This is a genomic window from Ruegeria sp. ABF4_144 (assembly GCF_056160045.1).
This window is the reverse complement of record NZ_JBSWWK010000001.1, coordinates 360,001-381,498: the sequence shown is the minus strand read 5'-3', so window position 1 is coordinate 381,498 and position 21,498 is coordinate 360,001. Positions and strand designations below refer to the sequence as shown.

At 58.8% G+C, this 21,498-nt stretch carries 21 protein-coding genes, 1 tRNA gene and 2 rRNA genes (1 of these 24 only partly in view); 12 read left to right on the top strand and 12 right to left on the bottom strand.

The window, feature by feature from the left end:
• Positions 1–16 precede the first annotated feature (16 nt).
• Both ACXAGD_RS01975 and ACXAGD_RS01970 read left to right on the top strand, forming a co-directional pair.
• Positions 17–889 (top strand): NAD(P)-dependent oxidoreductase, encoded by an 873-nt coding sequence (locus ACXAGD_RS01975; protein WP_475208170.1) that lies wholly within the window; start codon positions 17–19, stop codon positions 887–889.
• A 109-nt stretch (positions 890–998) separates the two neighbouring features.
• The gene (locus tag ACXAGD_RS01970; protein ID WP_475208169.1) at positions 999–4,064 is read left to right on the top strand and encodes an aminotransferase class III-fold pyridoxal phosphate-dependent enzyme; all 3,066 of its coding nucleotides are present in this window, start codon (positions 999–1,001) and stop codon (positions 4,062–4,064) included.
• Between the two features lie 53 nt (positions 4,065–4,117).
• Here the strand turns inward: ACXAGD_RS01970 and ACXAGD_RS01965 are convergent, their stop codons facing one another.
• Entirely contained in the window at positions 4,118–4,594 is a 477-nt protein-coding gene (locus ACXAGD_RS01965; RefSeq protein ID WP_475208168.1) for a hypothetical protein, read from the bottom strand.
• On the bottom strand, positions 4,591–4,752 hold the full coding sequence (gene hemP / locus ACXAGD_RS01960) for a hemin uptake protein HemP (protein ID WP_475212463.1): 162 nt from the start codon (positions 4,750–4,752) through the stop codon (positions 4,591–4,593). Before hemP ends, ACXAGD_RS01965 begins: the two co-directional genes overlap by 4 nt.
• Before the next feature lie 228 nt (positions 4,753–4,980).
• Here hemP and gph point away from each other — a divergent pair, with 228 nt between their 5' ends.
• On the top strand, positions 4,981–5,655 hold the full coding sequence (gene gph, locus ACXAGD_RS01955; protein ID WP_475208167.1) for a phosphoglycolate phosphatase: 675 nt from the start codon (positions 4,981–4,983) through the stop codon (positions 5,653–5,655).
• A 407-nt stretch (positions 5,656–6,062) separates the two neighbouring features.
• Here gph and urtE read toward each other — a convergent pair whose 3' ends face one another.
• From urtE to urtA, 5 genes are read right to left on the bottom strand one after another with little or no spacing between them, the layout of a single operon-like run.
• Complete coding sequence (urtE, locus tag ACXAGD_RS01950; protein ID WP_475208166.1) at positions 6,063–6,758, bottom strand: urea ABC transporter ATP-binding subunit UrtE; 696 nt, start codon at positions 6,756–6,758, stop codon at positions 6,063–6,065.
• A gap of 3 nt (positions 6,759–6,761) precedes the next feature.
• On the bottom strand, positions 6,762–7,502 hold the full coding sequence (gene urtD / locus ACXAGD_RS01945) for an urea ABC transporter ATP-binding protein UrtD (RefSeq protein WP_475208162.1): 741 nt from the start codon (positions 7,500–7,502) through the stop codon (positions 6,762–6,764).
• Positions 7,499–8,728 carry an urea ABC transporter permease subunit UrtC gene (urtC, locus tag ACXAGD_RS01940; protein ID WP_475208161.1) on the bottom strand — a complete coding sequence of 410 codons (1,230 nt, stop codon included), beginning with the start codon at positions 8,726–8,728 and terminating at the stop codon, positions 7,499–7,501. Before urtC ends, urtD begins: the two co-directional genes overlap by 4 nt.
• A 3-nt stretch (positions 8,729–8,731) precedes the next feature.
• A complete protein-coding gene (urtB, locus tag ACXAGD_RS01935; protein ID WP_475208160.1) occupies positions 8,732–10,684 on the bottom strand; it encodes an urea ABC transporter permease subunit UrtB in 1,953 nt (650 codons plus the stop codon).
• 58 nt (positions 10,685–10,742) lie between these two features.
• Positions 10,743–12,023, bottom strand: a complete 1,281-nt coding sequence (gene urtA, locus ACXAGD_RS01930) for an urea ABC transporter substrate-binding protein (protein WP_475208158.1) — start codon at positions 12,021–12,023, stop codon at positions 10,743–10,745.
• Positions 12,024–12,442: 419 nt separating this feature from the next.
• Here urtA and ACXAGD_RS01925 point away from each other — a divergent pair, with 419 nt between their 5' ends.
• The 9 genes from ACXAGD_RS01925 to ureG all read left to right on the top strand — a co-directional run bounded on the left by ACXAGD_RS01925 (position 12,443) and on the right by ureG (position 17,846).
• A complete protein-coding gene (locus tag ACXAGD_RS01925; protein WP_475208156.1) occupies positions 12,443–13,240 on the top strand; it encodes an urease accessory protein UreD in 798 nt (265 codons plus the stop codon).
• 1 nt (position 13,241) lies between these two features.
• Positions 13,242–13,544, top strand: a complete 303-nt coding sequence (locus tag ACXAGD_RS01920) for an urease subunit gamma (RefSeq protein WP_152459090.1) — start codon at positions 13,242–13,244, stop codon at positions 13,542–13,544.
• Between the two features lie 15 nt (positions 13,545–13,559).
• A complete protein-coding gene (locus ACXAGD_RS01915) occupies positions 13,560–13,721 on the top strand; it encodes a hypothetical protein (protein WP_475208155.1) in 162 nt (53 codons plus the stop codon).
• Positions 13,718–14,023: an urease subunit beta gene (locus ACXAGD_RS01910; protein WP_475208154.1), complete on the top strand. Its 306-nt coding sequence runs from the start codon at positions 13,718–13,720 to the stop codon at positions 14,021–14,023. Before ACXAGD_RS01915 ends, ACXAGD_RS01910 begins: the two co-directional genes overlap by 4 nt.
• Positions 14,023–15,732 carry an urease subunit alpha gene (gene ureC / locus ACXAGD_RS01905; RefSeq protein ID WP_475208153.1) on the top strand — a complete coding sequence of 570 codons (1,710 nt, stop codon included), beginning with the start codon at positions 14,023–14,025 and terminating at the stop codon, positions 15,730–15,732. The genes ACXAGD_RS01910 and ureC overlap by 1 nt, the downstream gene beginning before the upstream one ends.
• A gap of 130 nt (positions 15,733–15,862) precedes the next feature.
• Positions 15,863–16,084, top strand: coding sequence for a hypothetical protein (locus tag ACXAGD_RS01900; protein WP_475208152.1), 222 nt, complete (start codon positions 15,863–15,865; stop codon positions 16,082–16,084).
• A gap of 31 nt (positions 16,085–16,115) precedes the next feature.
• The gene (locus ACXAGD_RS01895) at positions 16,116–16,568 is read left to right on the top strand and encodes an urease accessory protein UreE (RefSeq protein ID WP_475208151.1); all 453 of its coding nucleotides are present in this window, start codon (positions 16,116–16,118) and stop codon (positions 16,566–16,568) included.
• Complete coding sequence (locus ACXAGD_RS01890) at positions 16,534–17,205, top strand: urease accessory protein UreF (protein WP_475208150.1); 672 nt, start codon at positions 16,534–16,536, stop codon at positions 17,203–17,205. The genes ACXAGD_RS01895 and ACXAGD_RS01890 overlap by 35 nt, the downstream gene beginning before the upstream one ends.
• The gene (gene ureG, locus ACXAGD_RS01885) at positions 17,202–17,846 is read left to right on the top strand and encodes an urease accessory protein UreG (protein WP_475208148.1); all 645 of its coding nucleotides are present in this window, start codon (positions 17,202–17,204) and stop codon (positions 17,844–17,846) included. The genes ACXAGD_RS01890 and ureG overlap by 4 nt, the downstream gene beginning before the upstream one ends.
• An 84-nt stretch (positions 17,847–17,930) precedes the next feature.
• On the opposite strand, the gene ACXAGD_RS01880 is transcribed toward ureG, so the two are convergent.
• The 5 genes from ACXAGD_RS01880 to ACXAGD_RS01860 form a co-directional block, all read right to left on the bottom strand.
• On the bottom strand, positions 17,931–18,125 hold the full coding sequence (locus tag ACXAGD_RS01880) for a hypothetical protein (protein WP_475208146.1): 195 nt from the start codon (positions 18,123–18,125) through the stop codon (positions 17,931–17,933).
• A 190-nt stretch (positions 18,126–18,315) separates the two neighbouring features.
• Positions 18,316–19,068 (bottom strand): ArsR/SmtB family transcription factor, encoded by a 753-nt coding sequence (locus ACXAGD_RS01875; protein WP_475208145.1) that lies wholly within the window; start codon positions 19,066–19,068, stop codon positions 18,316–18,318.
• A 977-nt stretch (positions 19,069–20,045) separates the two neighbouring features.
• Positions 20,046–20,122 (bottom strand) — tRNA-Met (locus ACXAGD_RS01870).
• A gap of 50 nt (positions 20,123–20,172) precedes the next feature.
• Positions 20,173–20,287 (bottom strand): 5S ribosomal RNA (gene rrf, locus ACXAGD_RS01865).
• 190 nt (positions 20,288–20,477) lie between these two features.
• Positions 20,478–21,498: ribosomal RNA gene (locus tag ACXAGD_RS01860) — 23S ribosomal RNA — on the bottom strand; it runs 1,806 nt beyond the window's last position.

Below are 21,498 nucleotides of genomic sequence, written 5' to 3'. Positions count from 1 at the left end.
CAGAGAGGATCACCAAATGGCAAAAGTTGCGTTTCTGGGCCTGGGCGTCATGGGCTATCCAATGGCAGGCCACCTGCAGGCGGCCGGTCATGAGGTAACCGTCTACAATCGCACCGCCGCAAAGGCGGAGGCGTGGGTTGCGCAACACGGCGGCACGATGGCATCCACGCCGAGAGAGGCCGCGCAGGGTGCTGAATTCGTGATGGCCTGCGTCGGCAACGATGACGATCTGCGGATGGTTTGCACCGGCGCAGATGGCGCATTCCACGGCATGGCCAAAGGGGCCGTATTCGTCGACCACACCACAGTTTCAGCCAAGGTGACGCGTGAGCTTTGTGCAGCCGGTCAGGCGCAGGGTATCGCGTTCGTGGACGCTCCGATCTCAGGCGGTCAGGCAGGGGCCGAGAATGGCGTTCTGTCAATCATGTGTGGCGGTGATCAAGCGGCCTATGATGCGGCCGAGCCAATCATGCAGGTCTACTCAAAAATCTGCCGCAGGATCGGTGATAGCGGCGCGGGGCAGATGACCAAGATGTGCAACCAAATAGCCATTGCCGGGCTGGTTCAGGGCCTCAGCGAAGCCCTGCATTTTGCCGAGAAAGCCGGGCTCGACGGACGCTCGGTCGTTGAGGTGATCAGCCAGGGTGCGGCGGGCAGCTGGCAGATGGCGAACCGGTATGAGACTATGCTGGACGATCACTTCGATCACGGCTTTGCGGTGGACTGGATGCGCAAGGATCTGGGAATCTGCCTTGAGACGGCCAACGAGACCGGGGCATCTTTGCCCGTAACCGCACTGGTCGATCAGTTCTATAAGGATGTGCAGAAACTGGGCGGAAACCGGTGGGATACGTCTTCGTTGATCAAGCGTTTGCGCGCATTGGACTGATGGAAAAAGGGGGCTGTCTGCCCCCTCTTGGCCCGGTGGGCCAATTCACCCCCGAAGGTATTTTTAGCCAGATGAAGAGGCTCCCGATGACGAAGGGACTGGAAATCGTATGAGCGGCATGACGGAATTCTGGGCAATTGCCCTGCGCACCTATTGGGGGCTGGACGCCAAATTGGAGCGTCTGGATGGCGAATACGACCTGAACTTTATGGTCCGGGCGACGAACGGTCAGGATTACGTGCTGAAGGTCATGCGCGCGGGGTGTGAAGCCGAATTCGTGGACCTGCAAGTCAAGGCTCTGGCCCATATCGCAAGCGAGGCACCCGGTCTGCCCTTCCCTCAGGTGTTCCCGGATCTGAACGGGGCGTTGCTGCCCGAGATTGCCGATCAGCAAGGAGAAATGCGGCTGGCTTGGTTGCTCGAATGCCTGCCGGGGCAGTGCTATGCCAAAACAGCACCCAAATCCGAGGAGTTGATCCTGAAGCTGGGCCGCGTTCTGGGGGCGACGGACAAGGCGCTGGAGCGGTTCTCGCATGACGGTTTGCACCGGGCAGACTTCAAATGGGATCTGACGCAGGCAGGCTGGATCGCCGATCAGTTGGATGCGATTGCGGATCCCGTACGCCGTGGGTTGCTGTCCGAGATTTGCGGCGCGTTCGATGCGATCTCTGGTCAATTGTCAGGCTTGCCCAAGCAGGCCATCCACAACGACGCGAACGATTACAACATTCTGGTCGAGGGCGAGCTGGGTCAACGCCAGAGCGTCTCGGGCTTGATTGATCTGGGCGACATGTGCGCGGCGCCGCGCACATGTGATCTGGCAATTGCGGGCGCCTATATCGTTTTGGACCACCCCAAACCTGAACGCGCTTTGGCGGCGCTGGTCCGTGGCTATCACGCGGCCAACCGGTTGCGCGCGGATGAGGTCGATCTGATCTGGCCGTTGCTGCGGATGCGATTGGCGGTATCCGTCGTGAATTCGACTTTGATGGCGGCTGAAAACCCGGATGATCCTTACGTGACCATCAGTCAGGCCCCGGCCTGGCGGTTCCTTGAGAATGCAGACGTGAATGGCGGCCTGATGTCTGCCCGGCTGCGCACCGCCTGTGGCCTGCCGGTCACCGATGGGGCCGAACGCATCCACGCGTACCTGTCCGAACATCGCGGCCAGTTCGCCCAGATGTTCGAGCAAGACCTGAGCGATGCGCCGATGGGCTCACTGTCGGTTGAAAACTCGACCTGGCCGCAGAACCCGTTCCACATGCCGCTGGAAGAGGCCGCCCGCGTGGGTGAGGAATTCGGCGAGGGGCTGTGGCTGGGCTATTACAACGAACCCCGCCTGATCTATGCCGAACCCGGGTTCCGCAAGGGGCCTTGGAAGGCCTCGGACCGGCGCACGGTGCATCTGGCGGTGGACGTGTTTGCGTCTGCGGGCGCAGTTCTGCACGCACCGATGAGCGGCCGAGTTGAGGCGATCGAGAACCGGGACGCGCATCTGGACTATGGCGGCGTGGTGATCCTGCACCACGAAACGCCCGAGGGTGATCCGTTCTATACGCTCTACGGCCATCTGGACCCCGAGGTCTGCGACCGGCTGAAACCGGGCGATCCGGTGGCGCAGGGCGCGGCCTTTGCGCGGCTGGGGGATGCCAGCCAGAATGGAGGCTGGGCGCCCCATGTGCATTTCCAACTGGCCCTAACCACGGACGGCATGCAAAACGACTGGCCCGGCGTCGGTGACCCGGATGAGATGGAGCTGTGGCACGCGGTTTGCCCCAACCCGGCGGCGTTGCTAAACCTGCCCGACGACAAGGTGTTCTACCAGCCGACCGATAAGCAGGCGATCCTGCAAGGACGGCACGATCATTTCGGCGGCAACCTCAGCCTGACCTACGATGATCCGGTCATGTTGGTGCGTGGGTGGAAGCACCACCTGTTCGACGAGTGGGGCCGCCCCTATCTGGACGCCTATAACAACGTCCCGCATGTGGGCCACGCGCACCCGCGCATTCAGACGGTGGCAGCGGATCAGTTGAAGCGGATGAACTCGAACACCCGCTATCTGCACCCGGCACAGACAGCCTTTGCCGACAAGGTACTGTCCAAGCTGCCCGATCATTTCGAGGTCTGTTTCTTCGTCAATTCCGGCACCGAGGCCAATGAGTTGGCCCTGCGACTGGCCCGCGCCCATACGGGGGCCAAGGGGATCGTGACGCCGGACCATGGTTATCACGGCAACACCAACGCGGCCGTTGCGATCTCGGCCTACAAGTTCAACAAGCCCGGCGGGATCGGTCAGGCCGATTGGGTCGAACTGGTTGAAGTAGCCGACGACTATCGCGGCTCTTTCAAACGGGACGATCCTGATCGCGCCCGGAAATATGCAGATCTGGTTGATCCGGCGATTGCCGCCTTGCAGGACAAGGGCCAGGGCGTGGCCGGTTTCATCGCTGAGACATTCCCCTCGGTCGGTGGTCAGATCATTCCGCCCAAAGGCTACCTGCCTGCGGTTTATGAGAAAATCCGCGCCGCGGGCGGCATCTGCATCGCTGACGAAGTGCAGACCGGGCTGGGACGTCTGGGCGAATACTATTTCGGCTTTGAACACCAGGGCGCGCTGCCGGACATCGTTGTGATGGGCAAACCCATCGGCAATGGCCACCCGTTGGGTGTGCTGGTCACGACCAAGGAAATTGCCCGCAGTTTTGACAACGGGATCGAGTTCTTTTCGACCTTCGGCGGCTCGACCTTGTCTTGCCGGATCGGCAAAGAGGTGTTGGACATTGTCGATGACGAGGGTCTGCAGGACAACGCCCGGAACATGGGCGCACGCCTGATGGATGGCCTGCGCCAGATCGAGGCTGATTTCGGCTGCGTCGGTGACGTGCGCGGCATGGGCCTGTTTCTGGGTGTCGAACTTGTTAACCCCGACGGGTCAGAGGGCACCGAGATTTGCAAACACGTCAAGAACCGGATGCGCGATCATCGCATCCTGATCGGCAGCGAAGGGCCGAAGGACAACATCCTGAAAATCCGCCCGCCTTTGACCATCGAGGCCGAGGACGTGGACATGATCCTCTGGGCGCTGCGGGATGTACTGGCAGAGGTCGGCGACTATGCTCCTGCCCCGGCCTGTGATCATGATCACCACCACGCCGGGTGCGGGTGCTGCTGAAAAAAATAAACCCCGGCACAAGGGAGGCCGGGGTTTAACGCTTGCCTGCTGATTTAATGCAGCACGGCCGCGGGGGGTACGTGCCCGGTGGTTGGTATTGGAACAGCCGCTGTCATGCGACGCAGGGCCAGTCCCAGTTCTTCAGACAATGAGGCCAACGCAGGGGCGAAATCCGCCCGAACAATCAGTGAGGCCATCATCATCGCGTCTTCACGGTCCCCTTCCGAGGCCGCAGCAATCATCTGCGCAAAGCAGTTCTCATCTGCGCCCAGACAGGAACACCCCAGCCCGTGGCGGATCAGCGGGCGGCGTCCGTGATGCGCACATAACGAGCACAACTGGTCCAGAGTCATCATCGCAGCGCGACCGCATTCTGCGCCCAGCGCGATTTCAAAGTCACTGGCCGCGTCGGAACGCCCCTGCGCCCCGTCACCCCAGAGTCGCAAATACATCACGGCACCAGCCTCAACAGGGCTCAGGTCTGCAAGACGGCCAACGGCCGCCCCGCCGCGAGGGGGGCGCGTGCTCATTTTGTCAGAATCAGCTTACCAGCGCGCGTTATGCGCAGCGTATACAACTGGTCGCCCAGCTCGATATGGGCTAGGTTGCCACCCTTTGTCAGGTCTTCTGCCTTATGGGACGGCAGCATAGATACAGCGTAGGTTTGGCTGGAACTCGTGTTCTGCATATTCATCAGGACAACTCCAAGTGGTCTCAGGCGCAATGCCTTGATCTGTTCGCGTTTTCTTGATCTGGCTGGCCCAAAATGGGGTTGGCTGCTTACTTGCCTGTTAATCTGATTATTTTAGTCAGGTATGTCAAGCGCGTTCTGAAAAAACCTCCAAACCGACGTGATTGCGCCAAAAAATCAGGCGGGATAGGTCTTGTGAGAGTGTTGAAACAGGAGAGGCTGCCAATGAGTGCGACAATCATGTTCGATCTGGACGGGACGCTGGTGGACAGCCTCCCTGACATTGCGGCAGCAACCAACAGGATGCTGCAGGACAACGACGTCGCCGCCCTTCCGCGGGAACAGATTCGACAATTCGTCGGCAACGGCCTGCCCAAGCTGGTCGAACGTGTGATCCTGCATTGCGACTTGTCGATGGAAAATCATGCTGACCTGACCCAACAGACCTTGGCGCACTACAATGCCGCGTCCAGCGACCAAACTGTCGTCTATCCCGGCGTGGTACAGGCGCTGGAGCAACTGCGCGATATCGGCTGTGTTTTGGGTGTCTGCACCAACAAGCCCGAAGCCCCCGCACGTCACGTGCTTGAAGCGATGGATCTGGCGCATCATTTCGACGCCGTTCTCGGTGGCGACAGCCTGCACACACGCAAACCGGACCCGACCCACCTGCAGGCAAGCTTCGCCGCCGTGACTCCCGCCGGTCCGCACTTGTTTGTTGGCGACAGCGAGGTCGACGCTGAAACCGCCCAACGCGCGCAAGTGCCGTTTCTGCTTTTCACTGAAGGCTATCGCAAATCGCCGGTCGCCGAGATTCCACACGCGGCGAGTTACGACGATTCTTCAAAACTGCCGACGCTTGTCATACAGGTGCTGAATTCGCTTGAAGCGAACGCCTGACGGTAAATCTAGGGGAATCGGGACGGCGCCCGGCAGTTTGTTGAGGGGCCGGCCGAGGGGGTAAGAAGCCAGCCCCTCACAGGGGAAAAGTGGTATTGTCCGAAGTGATCCGTTCAATACGTTACAGTTAACGAATCTCCCCATATGCCGGTATTGGGGGTTTCCCGTAGGCCCATAAAAACCGTTGAAATTACGCGATTATTTTTTGTTTTTTTTCGCCCTGAATCGGGCTTCGAACGGGAATTTTCTTAGCCCCACGTTTCCAGGCAAGAAAATGACAAAGCAAACACCACTCTAACGCAGTCACAGCTAAGGGCTGCTGAGTCGTTGCGCACCCACAAGACCAAGCCATTAGGCCGATCAGCACACAGTTTTCGGTTAATCAGTCTTTGCCCGGCGCACTACCATTAGACCGTGACGCCTTGCAGGACCTGATCGCGTGAAAGCTCTGCCTTGAGGCCCGAAAGCAGGATCTCACCGCGGCGCAAGACGATGAACTGATCGGCGAGGTCGTAAGCAAAGTCGAAGTACTGCTCGACCAGAACGATGGCCATGTCACCCCGGGCCCGCAGATGGCGAATAACCTCTCCGATTTGCTGGATGATATTGGGCTGAATACCTTCGGTCGGCTCGTCCAGCAGCAAAAGGCGTGGTTTGGTGATAAGCGCGCGCGCAATAGCCAGTTGCTGCTGCTGCCCGCCTGACAAATCCCCGCCGCGCCGGCTCTGCATTTTCTTAAGCACCGGAAATAGATCGAAAATCTCATCCGGGATAAAGTGCTCGCTGGCGGGCAGACAGGCAAAACCTGTTTCAAGGTTCTCGCGCACGGTCAGCAGCGGGAAAATCTCGCGCCCCTGCGGGACACAGGCCACGCCTTTCCACGCCATTTTATGGGCAGGCAGGATGCCGAGTTCTTCGCCGTTCAGCGCCACCTTGCCGCCCGAACGCGGATGAGTGCCGGAAATGGCCTTGATCAGGCTGGTCTTGCCGACACCATTGGTGCCCATGACGCAGGTCACCTCGCCTTGCTCGGCCTCCATCGAGATACCGTAGAGGATTTGCGAATGCCCATAATGCAGGGTCAGATCGGTCAGTGTCAGCATTGCCTAGCGCCCCAGATAGACGTCGATGACGTCCTGATTTGATGTCACATGGTCCAGCGACCCCTCGGCCAGAACCGAGCCTTCGTGCAGCACCGTGACCTTGCAGTTCAGGCGGCGGACGAACTCCATGTCATGCTCGACGACCACAACGGCGCGGGTCTTGGCCGCCTGAACCAACAAGTCAGTAGTGTGTTCGCGTTCCTGCGGGGTCATACCGGCGGCTGGTTCGTCGACCAACAGCAGGCGCGGCTCTTGTGCCAGTAACATACCAATTTCGAGCCACTGTTTCTGCCCGTGGCTAAGCTCACCGGACTTGCGGGCCAGTTCGTCCTTCAGCCCTATCTCGGCGGCCAGTTCCTCAACCTTCTCTAGATCATTCGTCGAGGGACGATAGAGCAGCACGCCTAACCAGCCGCGTTTGTTCTTAAGCGCCATCAGCAGGTTTTCCTGCACGGTCTGATCTTCGAACACCGTGGGTTTCTGAAACTTCCGTCCGATGCCTGCTTGCGCGATCCTGGCCTCGCTCATGCTCAGCAGAGACACGGATTTCTCGCCCCAGATCACCCGGCCCTCATCAGGGCGGGTCTTACCTGTGACGATATCCATGAAGGTGGTCTTACCTGCCCCGTTCGGCCCGATCACCGCGCGCAGTTCGGCGCTCCCGATCTGAAAGGAGAGGTTGTTGATGGCACGGAACCCGTCAAAGGTGACCGAAACGCCGCTGACCTCTAGCAGAGTGCTCATTCGATGGCCTCCTTCTCACGCAGGGCACCGTCATCTGGCCCAAGGTTTGCGCCGTGACGATCCGGGTGGCGGCGATTGTTCCACAGATCGAACAAACCGCCGATCCCCTGGGGCGCGCACAGAGTGACCAGCACGAAAGACACGCCCAGCAGCACTTGCCACCAATCGACCCATTTGATCGTGTAGAACCCCAGCGGAATGTCCGGGGCTTGCCCGCCGGTGAACCACGTGCTGAGCAGACTGACAAAGGCCGCGCCGATGACGGCACCATACAGACGACCGCGCCCGCCGATGGCGACCCAGACGGCCAGATAGATCGAAGCGATGGGCGCCATTTCTTCAGGGTTGATAATGCCCGCCTGCGGATAATAGAGCGCGCCTGCGATGGCCGCGATACAGGCGGTCAGGGTAAAGACGGCCAGCTTGTAAACCTCGACCGAGTAACCAAGGAACCGTACTCGCGCCTCGTTATCGCGGATGCCCCGGATGACCGAGCCGAACTTGCCCGACACGATCCACGCCGCCAGCATGTAGCCCAGTCCCAAGGCCAAAGCCGAAGCCCACAGGAACCAGATCGACACCACATCTTGGGAAGCGGTGACCCCCGGCAAGTTCTGCAGGCCGGAGAGGCCGTTGTTGCCGCGCAATCCGCTGTCGTTCTGAAACAGGTACAATGCCAGCGCCAATGTCATGGCTTGGGTCAGGATCGACAGGTACACACCCGTCACCCGGCTGCGGAACGCCAGCCATCCGAAGATCAGCGCCAGAAAGCCCGGCACCAGCACGACTAGTGCCAGCTGCAGGAACAGGCTGTCCGAGAAGGCCCAGATCAACGGGAACTCGGATGATCCCACCACGCCGAAGATTTGCGTACCAATGGCGTCAACGACCTCGGCAGATGTTGGTGGGATGTCGGCTTGCGACAGCGACTCGACCACGATCAGGCGGGTGCGTTCGTACATCAGCCACATGCCGATCATGTAGCCGCCCAGCCCGAAAAAGGCGAAATGCCCCAGCGAGAGGATACCGGTGAAGCCCCAGACCAGATCCATCGCCACGGCGATCAGGCACAGGCACAGGGTCTTGCCCAGCGTTTTGACGAAACTGGTCGAGATCACACCGATCCCGAACCCTTCGGACAGGACGGTCACGCCTAGGGTGAACAGCGACAGGATGGCCAGAAAGACCAGCACGGATGGGTTCTTGGCGACAAAGCTACGTTCCATGGCTCAATCCCCCGCCGCGCGACCTTTGAGGGCGATGATCCCCCTTGGCCGGAACTGGATGAAAATGATGATAAAGATGATCATGTAGGTCTGTGCCGCGAGGGTGTTCGACGGGTTCATCCACTCGATCCCCTTCTGCAGGAAGCCGATCATGCCTGCACCAGCCAGCGCACCCCAGATGTTGCCGACACCGCCGACAACCACGGTCATGAAGCTTTGCACGATATAGTCGCTGCCCAGATCGGACGTCACCTTGGCGAACAGCCCAATCGCAACCCCGGCGATCCCGGCGATACCCGAGCCCAGCCCGAAGGTCAGCATGTTCACCCGCCCCGGATTGATGCCCATCGACCCGGCCATACGCGGGTTCTGCGTCACGGCGCGCATCTCAAGCCCCAGCCGTGTGCGTTTCATGATATACAGGAACAGCCCCAGAAAGATCATAGCCAGCACGAAGATCGCGATGCGGATATAGCTGATCGAGACAACATCGTTCAGCACCCATGCCCCGTCCAGCCAACCGGGCGCGGTCAGAGGCCGGGCCTGCGTGCCGAAGATGTTCTTGGCCAACTGCTGCAGGGCAATCGAGATACCGAAGGTCGCCAGCAGCGTCTCCAGCGGGCGCGCATACAGCCAACGGATCACCAGCCGCTCCATCGCGACGCCCATGGCGAAGGTGACCGCAAAAGCCATCGGGATGGCAACGATGATCGAAAGCGTATGGTCAGGGATGAATTGCTGCACCACGTAGCCTGTGTAGGCGCCCATCATGATGAACTCGCCATGGGCCATGTTGATCACGCCCATCACACCAAAGGTGATGGCAAGGCCGATCGCGGCAAGAAAATAGATTGAGGCCAGCGAGATTGCGTCCAGCGTCAGGTCGAGCGTCTGATTCAGTCCAACTTTCAGCTCGATCTGCTCCAGTGCCTTATCGGCAGCGGCGGTCACTTCAGGTGAGGGCTCCACGTAAGTTTCAAAGAACACATGCGCGCTCAACGCCGCCTCATTATCAGCCTGTGTGATTAGCGCGGGCACCGCTCCAGCCTCGGCAAGTGCCGCATAGGCCTGCGCACGGGACGCGTCGGAGTTCAACTGCGCCACCGGGACACCACCGACCCGGCCACCGTCGATATTGGCGGACAAAGCGGTGCGAATATCATTTGGTGAAACGTGCGGGGCGGCCAGATCACGCGCGACCAGCAGGTCGTATGCGTCGGCCTCGCTCAGCGCATCCGAGCCCGGCTCAAGTATGGTGGCGATGTTGGCGTCCGTCGGAACCTCGGCTGCGACCTGCCGATTGGTCACGACTAGAGGGTTCAACGCGGCGCGGACGTCAACGCCCAGATCATCCGACATGTCCTCAATCGCGGCCACACGCGCCGCTGTATCTTCGTCATAGCCGATGGTCAGCAGCCGCTCGAGCCGTTGTTTCTGCGCTTTCAGATCGGCATCGGGTTCTTCGTCGATCGAAGCCCGCAGGGGTTCCAGCAAGGCGCCATCGGGGTCACGCTGAATGGAACGCAGCGCTGCTGAACGCTTGGCGCGACTTGGGTCCATTAGCTGGAATTGCACCAGCGCGGTGCCGATCATCGCACGGATGCCGCTGTTGGGTTTCATCTGTTTCAGGTCGGCTTTCTCGAACGTACCGACGACCTCTCCGGTATCGAAATCGGTCAGCTCATACGACCGCCCTTCGGCCTTCTTGCCCGCAAAGAACTGACCATCCGCCTTGCGCATCCACATGTTCTTGGCGGCCCAGGTCTCAAGCATCACCTGCGCCTGTGGCAAACCGCTGGCCGCAATCGCATCAATCGCTGGTTTGATCGTCTTGCGCGAGCTTTTGGCGATGATCTCCTGATGCTCTTGAAGGATCGGTTGCAGACCACCCTCTTGCGCGTTGGCAGTCAGGCAGGCGCACAGTATTGCGAGGCCCGCAAGGAAAAGTCGTAACATGTGGAGAAACCCGAGTGTCTTGGGCAAGGCGGGCGCTTACACCCGCCTTGCGAGAGGATTAGTAGTTCGACAGGGTCTGAACGCAGCTCTCGGTCTCGGTGTTGTACATACCGCAACCCAGATTTTTCCAATCCGATTTCAGGACCGCTGATTCCGGCAGGAAATCAGTCCAGGCATCGCCAGGTACGACGTCGGTCTCGCTGATGATGTCGAACTGACCGTCTTCCTGAATCTCACCAATCAGAACCGGTTTCGCCAGGTGGTGGTTCGGCAGCATGACCGCCGTACCGCCGGTCAGGTTCGGGAATTCCTGCCCATACATCGCAGCGCGCACAGCATCGACTTCGGTCGAACCTGCCTCGGTCGCGGCGTTCACCCACATGTTGAAGCCGATATAGTGCGCCTCCATCGGGTCGTTAGTTACGCGCTCATCACCCATGGTGGCTTTCCATGTTTCGACAAATTCAGCGTTCGCATCGGTGTCAGCCGACTGGAAGTAGTTCCACGCCGCCAGGTGACCAACAAGGTTGGCTGTATCCAGACCGGACAGCTCTTCTTCTCCAACAGAGAAGGCCACGACCGGAATGTCGTCCGCCGAAACCCCTGCCGCAGCCAGCTCCTTGTAGAAACCGATGTTGGCATCACCATTGATGGTCGAGATCACGCCAACCTTCTTACCATCAGCACCCAGCGCAACGACGTCTGCGACAATTTTCGACCAGTCCGAATGGCCAAAGGGTGTGTAGTTAACGAAGATATCTTCGTCCGAGATGCCCTTACCCTTCAGGTAGCTTTCGAGGATGTTGTTGGTGGTACGCGGATAGACATAGTCGGTGCCCAACAGCGCGAATTTCTCGACACCCAGCTCGTCCAGAAAATAGTCGGTCGCAGGGATTGCCTGCTGGTTCGGCGCGGCGCCAGTGTAGAAGACGTTTTTGGAAGATTCTTCACCCTCATACTGCACGGGGTAGAACAGCAGGCCGTTCAGCTCTTCGATCACAGGCAGGACCGATTTACGGCTGACGGACGTCCAGTTGCCAAAGATCACATCCACCTCATGCACAGTCAGCAGCTCACGTGCCTTTTCGGCGAACAGCGGCCAGTCCGAGGCCGGGTCGACCACGACGGCCTCGAGCTGTTTACCCAGCAGGCCGCCCTTGGCGTTTTGCTGATCGATCAGCATCAGCATGGTGTCTTTCAGCGTGGTCTCCGAGATCGCCATGGTGCCCGACAGCGAGTGCAGCACGCCGACCTTGATGGTGTCTTCATCTGACAGGGCCGCTGTGGCCATGGCCGCGAAAACCGCCGAACCGGCGAGTGTGGCTTTGAGAGATTTCATGTAATCCTCCTGGCGGGTTCCGCGGCAGAAGGCTTGCGCAAAGGCGCAATCTTCCTCTACCTGATACCCGCAACTGTTGTTGCGTTCCGTGTGGCGGTTGTGTCCGAGGTCCAATTCGCGCAGCCGTCACACACCCTCGGGGTTCGTCCCCGTGGTGGGCACCCACACGGTTTCTGCATTGCGGCGAACTTGGCAAATTGCGGGCCCTGCCAAATCGTTAATTTGACCCCGTCTGCTTAATTTTTGACCTGCCGCTGCGACCAGTGTTCAAAAATTAATCAAGTCTATCGAAAAATCTCCCAAATGCGGCATCCCGGAATAGAGTTCCGACGCCCCAGCGGTGAAACAAGTGGCAGAAGTCTGAAATCTGCAGGTGCGCCATTACTCAACATGCCTCCATATTGCCCAAACAGGGCGCGATGCCGCCGCGGGCCAGAGGCGCGATTCACCTGAGTGCCAAGCGATTGGGCGACAGATCGGTTCTGGACGGGTTTCGCCAGTCGGGGTCTTTCAAGTGCCTGTTCCCGCGGTCCGATAACATCGGGCTGGATGCGGTGCTGCTGAACACGGCGGGCGGGATCACCGGCGGAGATGCGTTCCGGTTCACAGGGCACGCCGCCGCGGGCACAACACTAAACCTGACGACCCAGGCTTGCGAGCGCGCCTACAAGGCGCAATCCGGCCCTTATGGCCAGATCACCAACCATCTGCAGGCTGAAACCGGGGCTCGGCTGAATTGGCTGCCACAGGAGACTATCCTGTTCAACGGCAGCGCGCTGGATCGGCGCTTGCTGATCGAGTTGGCCCCGGATGCCTCAGCGCTGATGGTCGAGCCGCTGGTCTTTGGCCGCACCGCGATGGGCGAGACCCTATCCGATGTCTGCCTCCGCGACCGGATCGAGATCCGGCGCGATGGCACTCCGGTCTTTTGGGACGCCACACAGTTTACAGGCGATCTGAACGCCCATCTGACCAAACCACATATTGCCAACGGCGCCAGAGCCATGGCGCTGGTTGTCTTTGCCTCAGCAACGGCAGAGGGGCAGTTGGAGCCGGTCCGTCGGATGCTGCCCGACAGCGCAGGCGCAACGCTGATCCAAGACGATCTGCTGGTGACCCGGATACTGGCCGCAAACAGCTTTGCCCTGCGGCGTGTGCTGATGCCGGTGCTGCGACACCTGAATAATGACACTCTTCCCCGATGCTGGATGATCTGACATGAACTTGACCCCCAGAGAAAAAGACAAACTGCTGGTCGCCATGGCCGCCGAGGTCGCGCGAAAGCGGCTGGCGCGCGGCGTGAAACTGAACCACCCTGAGGCGATCGCCCTGATCACCGACGCCGTGGTCGAAGGCGCCCGTGATGGGCGGTCCGTGGCCGACATGATGCAGGCCGGGGCCGAGGTGATTAGCCGCGAACACTGCATGGAAGGCGTGCCTGAGATGATCCACGAGGTTCAGGTCGAGGCCACCTTTCCCGACGGCACCAAGTTAGTAACCGTCCACAACCCCATCCGCTGAATAAGGAAACCTGACATGACCCGCATGCTCTTCCCTGCCCTGATCCTGGCTGGCCCCGCCGCCGCGCATACCGACACGCATGTCCACGCCCATAGCACGGATTATGCCGCTTTGGGCCTTGGTCTGGCGGTGATCGCACTGGCCGCAATCGCGCTGATGATAAAGTTGAACAAATGATCCCCGGAGAGCTGTTTCCCGCTGAGGGTGAGATTACCCTGAACGCAAGCGCGGAGGCGATCACCCTAATGGTCGCCAATACTGGCGACCGCCCCATTCAGGTGGGCTCGCACTATCATTTCGCCGAAACCAACCCGGCGCTTAAATTCGACCGTGCTGCGGCCCACGGGCTGCGTCTGGATATCGCGCCCGGCACCGCAGTGCGGTTCGAGCCGGGGCAAGAGCGTGAGGTCTCACTGATCCCAATCGGCGGGGCGCGCAAGGTTTACGGCTTCAATCAAAAGGTCATGGGGGCACTCTGATGCCAGCAACAATCAAACGCTCTGACTATGCCGCCATGTTTGGCCCCACCACCGGTGACAAACTGCGGCTGGCTGATACCGATCTGGTGATCGAGGTTGAACGCGATCTGACAACCTATGGCGAAGAGGTCAAGTTCGGTGGCGGTAAGGTGATCCGCGACGGGATGGGGCAATCTCAGGTCACGCGGGCCGAGGGGGCCGCGGATACAGTTATCACCAACGCCCTGATCGTGGACCAATCGGGCATCTACAAGGCGGATGTGGGTCTGAAGGACGGGCGTATCGCCAAAATTGGCAAAGCCGGGAACCCTGACACCCAGACCGGTGTCGACATCATCGTCGGACCGGGGACAGAAGTGATTGCGGGCGAAGGCCGCATCCTGACCGCAGGCGGGTTTGACAGCCATATCCATTTCATCTGCCCGCAACAGATCGAAGACGCGCTGCATTCCGGTCTGACCACCATGCTGGGTGGCGGAACAGGACCCGCGCACGGCACGCTGGCGACCACTTGCACCCCAGGCCCTTGGCATATAGGGCGGATGCTGCAAGCGGCAGACGCCTTCCCGATGAATCTGGCCTTCGCGGGCAAGGGCAACGCCTCACTGCCCGCCGCATTAGAAGAACAGGTCAAGGCCGGGGCTTGCGCGCTGAAACTGCACGAAGATTGGGGCACAACCCCTGCGGCCATCGACTGCTGCCTGTCGGTCGCGGACGCAATGGACGTTCAGGTGATGATCCACACGGACACGCTGAACGAATCCGGTTTCGTTGAAAACACTGTAGCTGCCATGAAAGGCCGCACAATCCACGCCTTCCACACCGAGGGCGCTGGCGGGGGTCATGCCCCCGACATCATCAAGATCTGCGGCGAGAACCACGTTCTGCCGTCCTCGACCAACCCGACGCGGCCCTTCACAGTGAACACGGTCGAAGAGCATCTGGACATGCTGATGGTCTGCCATCACCTCGACAAATCCATCCCCGAGGACGTGGCCTTTGCCGAAAGTCGCATTCGGCGCGAGACGATCGCAGCCGAGGATATCCTGCACGACATGGGGGCCTTCAGTATCATCGCGTCCGACAGTCAGGCCATGGGCCGGGTCGGCGAGGTTCTGATCCGCACCTGGCAAACCGCTGACAAGATGAAGAAACAACGCGGGCGTCTGGCCGAAGAAACCGGCGAGAACGACAATATGCGCGTGCGCCGCTACATCGCCAAATACACCATCAACCCGGCGATTGCGCATGGCCTGAGCCATGAGATCGGCAGCATCGAAGAAGGCAAACGCGCCGATCTGGTCCTTTGGAACCCGGCCTTTTTCGGTGTGAAGCCCGAGATGGTTCTGCTGGGCGGCACCATTGCCTGCGCGCAGATGGGCGATCCCAACGCCTCGATCCCCACGCCGCAGCCAGTTTATAGCCGCCCGATGTTCGGGGCCTATGGCCGCTCGGTCGAACATTCGGCGATCACATTTGTTTCCGAGGCCGCGCAAGCGGAGGGGATCGGTGATACACTGGGCTTGGCGAAAAAGACCCTCGCCGTTCAAAACACCCGCAACATTGGCAAGCGTGATCTGCTGCTGAACGACGCGACGCCACATGTCGAGGTCAACCCGGAAACCTATGAGGTGCGTGCCGATGGAGAATTGCTGACCTGCCAGCCTGCCGAAGTGCTGCCGATGGCGCAGCGGTACTTTTTGTTCTGATTAATAATTATGCTGCATTGCAGCAATCGCATCCCAGCCATGATCAAATACCCACTACTAAGTGAGGGCAAAATGACCGATATTTTGAAACTAGGGAGGACCAACGTCTCGCAAGCTAACGAGGGTCCAAATGGCACACACAGAAAATCAAACACATACCGGTTTTTCCGTCCACGGTCTGATCTCGTCGATTGGCTCGTCAATCTACTCAGCGCTTGTTCGGTTGGCCGAAGCAAGATCCCGCACCGATCGGATCCAGTTCCTGCAATCGCTGAGCGACGACGAACTGCGCAAACGCGGCCTGACCCGCGACCGGATCGTGCAACACGTTTTCGCAGGTTCTATCTGGTAAAACTTGCGCCTTCCGCAAAGGAGGCGCTGGCATGACCATCCTTCTCTGTACTGCCCGCCAGTATTCGGATCACTTTCACGTTGAGCCTTCTGACACACTATCGCTGACTTACGAAGATCGGTTTTTGCGCCGCAAAGTTCTGACCTGCGAAAGCGGCGAGCAAATTCTTGTCGATCTGGCGCAGACAACGTCACTGGATCATGGTGGCGCGTTGGTTCTGGATGACGGGCGCGCAATCGAGATTCAGGCCGCGCCTGAGTCTTTACTTGAGGTAACGGCCTCTGACCTGCCCCGTATCGCCTGGCATATCGGCAACCGCCACACCCCCTGTCAGATCGAATCCAACCGGCTGCTGATCCAAGTGGATCACGTGATCCGGGACATGCTTCTGAAGATCGGAGCCGAAGTTCGCGAAACCCGCGAGCCCTTCACCCCAGAAGGCGGCGCCTATGGCCACGGCAGGACCCATGGCCACGCCCACTGACGCCTATATCCTGACCCTGACGCAATGGCTTTCTCCCGCCTATCCGGTGGGGGGATTTGCCTATTCACATGGGCTGGAATGGGCGATTGAAAGCGGTGCAGTCACCAACGCGCAAGATACTGGCGATTGGATTTCCGACGTCATCGAACATGGTTCGGGGCGCAACGATTGCATCTTTCTCGCTGCTGCGTATGCAACCAACACGCCGAACAGGCTGTCTGAAATCGATCGCATCGCGCGTGCCTTCAGCGCATCGTCCGAGCGCCTGATGGAAACACGCCTTTTGGGCGAGGCGTTTTGCGGTATCACTGCGGAGGTCTGGGTGATGGACTTGAGCGCTCTGACCTACCCGGTCGCCGTTGGCCACGCTGCAGCGACCCAAAACCTGCCGCTTAGCCTGACGGCGCAGATGTTCCTGCAGGCCTTTATGGCCAATCTGGTGGCCTGCGCGACCCGACTGGTACCATTGGGCCAGACTGAGAGCCAACGTCTGATCCGCAACCTCACCCCGCTGTGTCAGCGCGTGGCGACCACCGCGATTGAAACCGGGCTCGAGGATCTGGGTTCGACTACGTTCCTATCCGACATCGCGTCAATGAAACACGAAACTCAATATTCAAGGATGTTCCGAACATGAGAAGCATGAACGGCCCCCTGCGTGTGGGCATCGGCGGCCCGGTTGGCGCAGGCAAAACCACCCTCACCGCCGCACTTTCTGAAGCACTGCGCGACAAGGTCTCGGTTGGCGTGATCACCAATGACATCTACACACGCGAGGACGCCGAAGCCCTGATGCGAATGCAAATCTTGCCGCAGGATCGGATCATAGGCGTGGAAACCGGTGGCTGTCCGCACACCGCAATTCGCGAGGACGCCTCGATCAATCTGGCGGCCGTGGCCGAGATGCAGACCCGCCACCCGGAGGTCGAGGTGGTTTTAATCGAAAGCGGTGGCGACAATCTTTCCGCCACGTTCAGCCCGGAACTAGCCGACGTGACACTCTATGTGATCGACGTTGCGGCTGGTGAGGAAATCCCCCGAAAAGGCGGTCCAGCGATCACGAAATCCGACGTGCTGATCATCAACAAAACCGATCTGGCCCCACATGTCGGCGCCTCACTTGACGTTATGAAACGCGACGCAACGCGCATGCGCAACGGTCGCCCGTTTGTCTTTTCCTCGCTGCGCCAAAGGCAGGGCGTCGACGATATCGTTGCCCTTCTGGCGCAGATTGGGGGATTGAACATCGCAAGCACAGAGACCGCCGGAGTTGATTGAAGGTCGTCTAGCCGACACTTAGCAAAGTTTGGCCGCTGCCCGCCCAAAACAGTTGGACGGTGCCGTCAATCTCCAACAGAGCTTTTAGGCTGAGAAACTGAAGTTCACGCCGACCATGGGCCCAAGCTGGTTTACGTCATATTCGAACGCACCAATGCCCAGCGTATCACTGTTGTCCGTGCTGAATTCGCACCAACCTAGGAACAGCGAGGTTGTGCCCGATAGGCGCCAGTCAATCCAGACCTTGAACCCGATTTGCAGGTCGTTGTCTCCTATCACATGAACGGCTTTGCAGGCCGCAAGCAAACACAGCGATTTTTGACGAATTGAGCCAGTGAGAAGCTTCGGGATGCAAGGCTGAAACTTCTACCAAAGCGCTAATATCGGGGCGGTTGGATGATCCTCAGATCGGTTCTCAGAACAGACCTTTCGGCGCGGAGACTAGGCACGTCATGGTCACATCCATCAGTTATTCCGTTGTGATGACCTGTGTTGGCAGAACTGTGGGACAAGACGGCTCATTGCTGCCCGAACCGTCAATTGTTTCTTTTGTCAGCCCGAACCAGCGTTCCAGCGCAGCGAACCCGTCTTCGGTGATCGTCAACGCGCGACTCCCCGTGCGTCGATGAAGCCAGTTCTCGTCCAGCGACTTTTGCATAATCGCAGTGGCCAGCGGCCCGGATATGTGGTGCCGCCGCTCTGTCCAATCGAGGCAAAGCTTTGCTGGAGACTTCCCCGAGGTCACAAGTGGAGGTTTGATCCCAATGTCTTCCAGAAACACGTTGTAGCGCAGGCCGGACTTTATGGCCTCATGGTCCAGAGCCAATACATTGAGAGCAACAAGGCGCTGTTTCACCAAGACACCCAACCTGCCCGCGATATGGTTATAGCAACTACGTGCACATCGGGTGTCTTTGGCAATTTGACTAGGTCGGTTCAGGTGATCGACCGGGGAAAGGGTGGCCAATCCTTCAAGCATTTGCGCAACGTTAGCGCTCGCGATCCGGTGGTAGATGTGCCGCCCACTTCGCAACGACGAGGTCAGACCAGCCATTTCGAGCTGTTTCAGATGGGCGCTCGCAGTTTGCGGGCTGACAGCGGCGGCGCAGGCCAACTCTTTGTTTGTGAATGCGCGCCCGTCCATTAGTTCACACAGAATTCGTGAACGACTTGGATCAGCCAACGCGGCCCCGATGATGTCCAGTCTGGGTTCAATTGCCATGTCAGACAGGTTAAGGGTGGATTGCCTCAGCCTCCAGAGTATTCAGTTCGCCAAAGGACGTATCGACACACCGCGCTGGAACTGAACCAGTAGCAAAATTTCACAACGAGCAATTCCACTTTTCGCAGGAACGCGCGACCCACCAAAATCAGACCAGACAGTTTCGGGAAGCAAGCTATCCGGCACATTCTCAAGGCAAACGCGGATCAGGGAAGGCCGGATAGACAACGTGCGGACAGCGGTCGCGCCAAAGTCTGTCGAAGCGGATCGAGCCCTCCATGCACCGCAGTATCGGGAACCCCAACGCCGTGAGAATACTTTCGATGAGAACACGACCTGCCTTATTCTCAACGAGCTGCATTTAGGACTGGGCGGTATTCGTGTCGTCGTCTTATGATCTAGATAAAACACTGTATCACTGCCAGCGCAGCTTGTTTTCTAAACCTCTGTCAGGCCATGACAGCCCGAGAAACGCATACAACCACTCCGATGAGAATCAGAGACCCCATTTGTCTCTGTCGTTTGAGCGACGGAATGCTTTAAAGTTGACGTCGCGGCTTCAACGAACCTTCTATGCCGGGTAGCACAACCCCGATTCCCGGAATGGTGCAGAACTGACCCGTTCCCATAGACGGGGAACGCGCCGTTGAGGCCATGCCTGTTGAAGCGAAAGACTACTTCGTATGGGACAGCAAGATGGTCGGGTTTGGAGTCCTCTTAATACACCTTCGAGGCTGAGACCTATGATGCGCAGTATCGCCTATTGAGGAGCAATCGACCTGTTCGTCGATCCAGCCATTGGCAGCTTCAAAGTTGTCGACATAAAACGGCAGGATATTGCTGAATGCCCCACACGTTCCGAGACAAGGTTCGGGGGCGCCATCGGCTTGCTTCCACAGTGTTTTCCTTGGGGATGGCACAAAGCAAAAAGCCCCGCGTGATGCGAGGCTAAGTGTTTGATTTCCGACCTGTAAGATTGGTTGCGGGAGTAGGATTTGAACCTACGACCTTCAGGTTATGAGCCTGACGAGCTACCGGGCTGCTCCATCCCGCGTCAGGGTCGGAAAGTGTGATATCGTTTTAGAGAGATGGGGATTTTTCTAGGTTTGGCGGTGACCTACTCTCCCGGGGCTTAAGCCCAAGTACCATTGGCGCGGCAGTGCTTAACTTCCGGGTTCGGGATGGGACCGGGTGTTTCACTTGCGCTATGACCACCAAACCGAGGAAAATCCCCGTCGCGACTTTTGCGGAGCAAAAGCGCGACGCGCGGCAGGCAGCGTCTTTATCGCAGATAAAGGCGCGTTGCCGCACGGTTGTTGTCTCAATCAACATCGCGGCTAGGTGCTGCGACGCTATCCTTAGTCAAGGTCAGTGTATGCTTTTGGTGATTTGTCTTTCTGTTACTGGATCAAATCAAGCCTATCGGGCGATTAGTACCGGTCAACTGAACGCATTACTGCGCTTACATCTCCGGCCTATTGACGTGGTGGTCTTCCACGGCCCTCAGGGAGACCTTGTTTTGAGGGGGGCTTCCCGCTTAGATGCCTTCAGCGGTTATCCTGTCCGATCATAGCTACCCAGCACTGCCGTTGGCACGACAACTGGTCCACCAGTGGATCGTTCACCCCGGTCCTCTCGTACTAGGGGCAACTCCTCTCAAGTCTCCTACACCCACGGCAGATAGGGACCGAACTGTCTCACGACGTTCTAAACCCAGCTCACGTACCTCTTTAAACGGCGAACAGCCGTACCCTTGGGACCTGCTCCAGCCCCAGGATGAGATGAGCCGACATCGAGGTGCCAAACACTGCCGTCGATATGGACTCTTGGGCAGTATCAGCCTGTTATCCCCGGCGTACCTTTTATCCGTTGAGCGATGGCCCTTCCACTCGGGACCACCGGATCACTATGGCCGTCTTTCGACTCTGCTCGACTTGTCAGTCTCGCAGTCAGGCTGGCTTCTGCCATTGCACTCAACGAGCGATTTCCGACCGCTCTGAGCCAACCTTCGCGCGCCTCCGTTACGCTTTAGGAGGCGACCGCCCCAGTCAAACTACCCGCCACGCAGGGTCCCGGATCCGGATAACGGACCGCGGTTAGACATCAAGAGTGCGAAGGGTGGTATCTCAAGGGAGGCTCCACCGCGACTGGCGTCACGGTTTCAAAGCCTACCACCTATCCTGCACATCACAATCCTGATGCCAGTGCGAAGCTGTAGTAAAGGTGCACGGGGTCTTTCCGTCTAACCGCGGGAAGCCTGCATCTTGACAGGCAATTCAATTTCGCTGAGTCGATGTTGGAGACAGCGGGGAAGTCGTTACGCCATTCGTGCAGGTCGGAACTTACCCGACAAGGAATTTCGCTACCTTAGGACCGTTATAGTTACGGCCGCCGTTTACCTGGGCTTCAATTCAAGGCTCTCACCTCTCC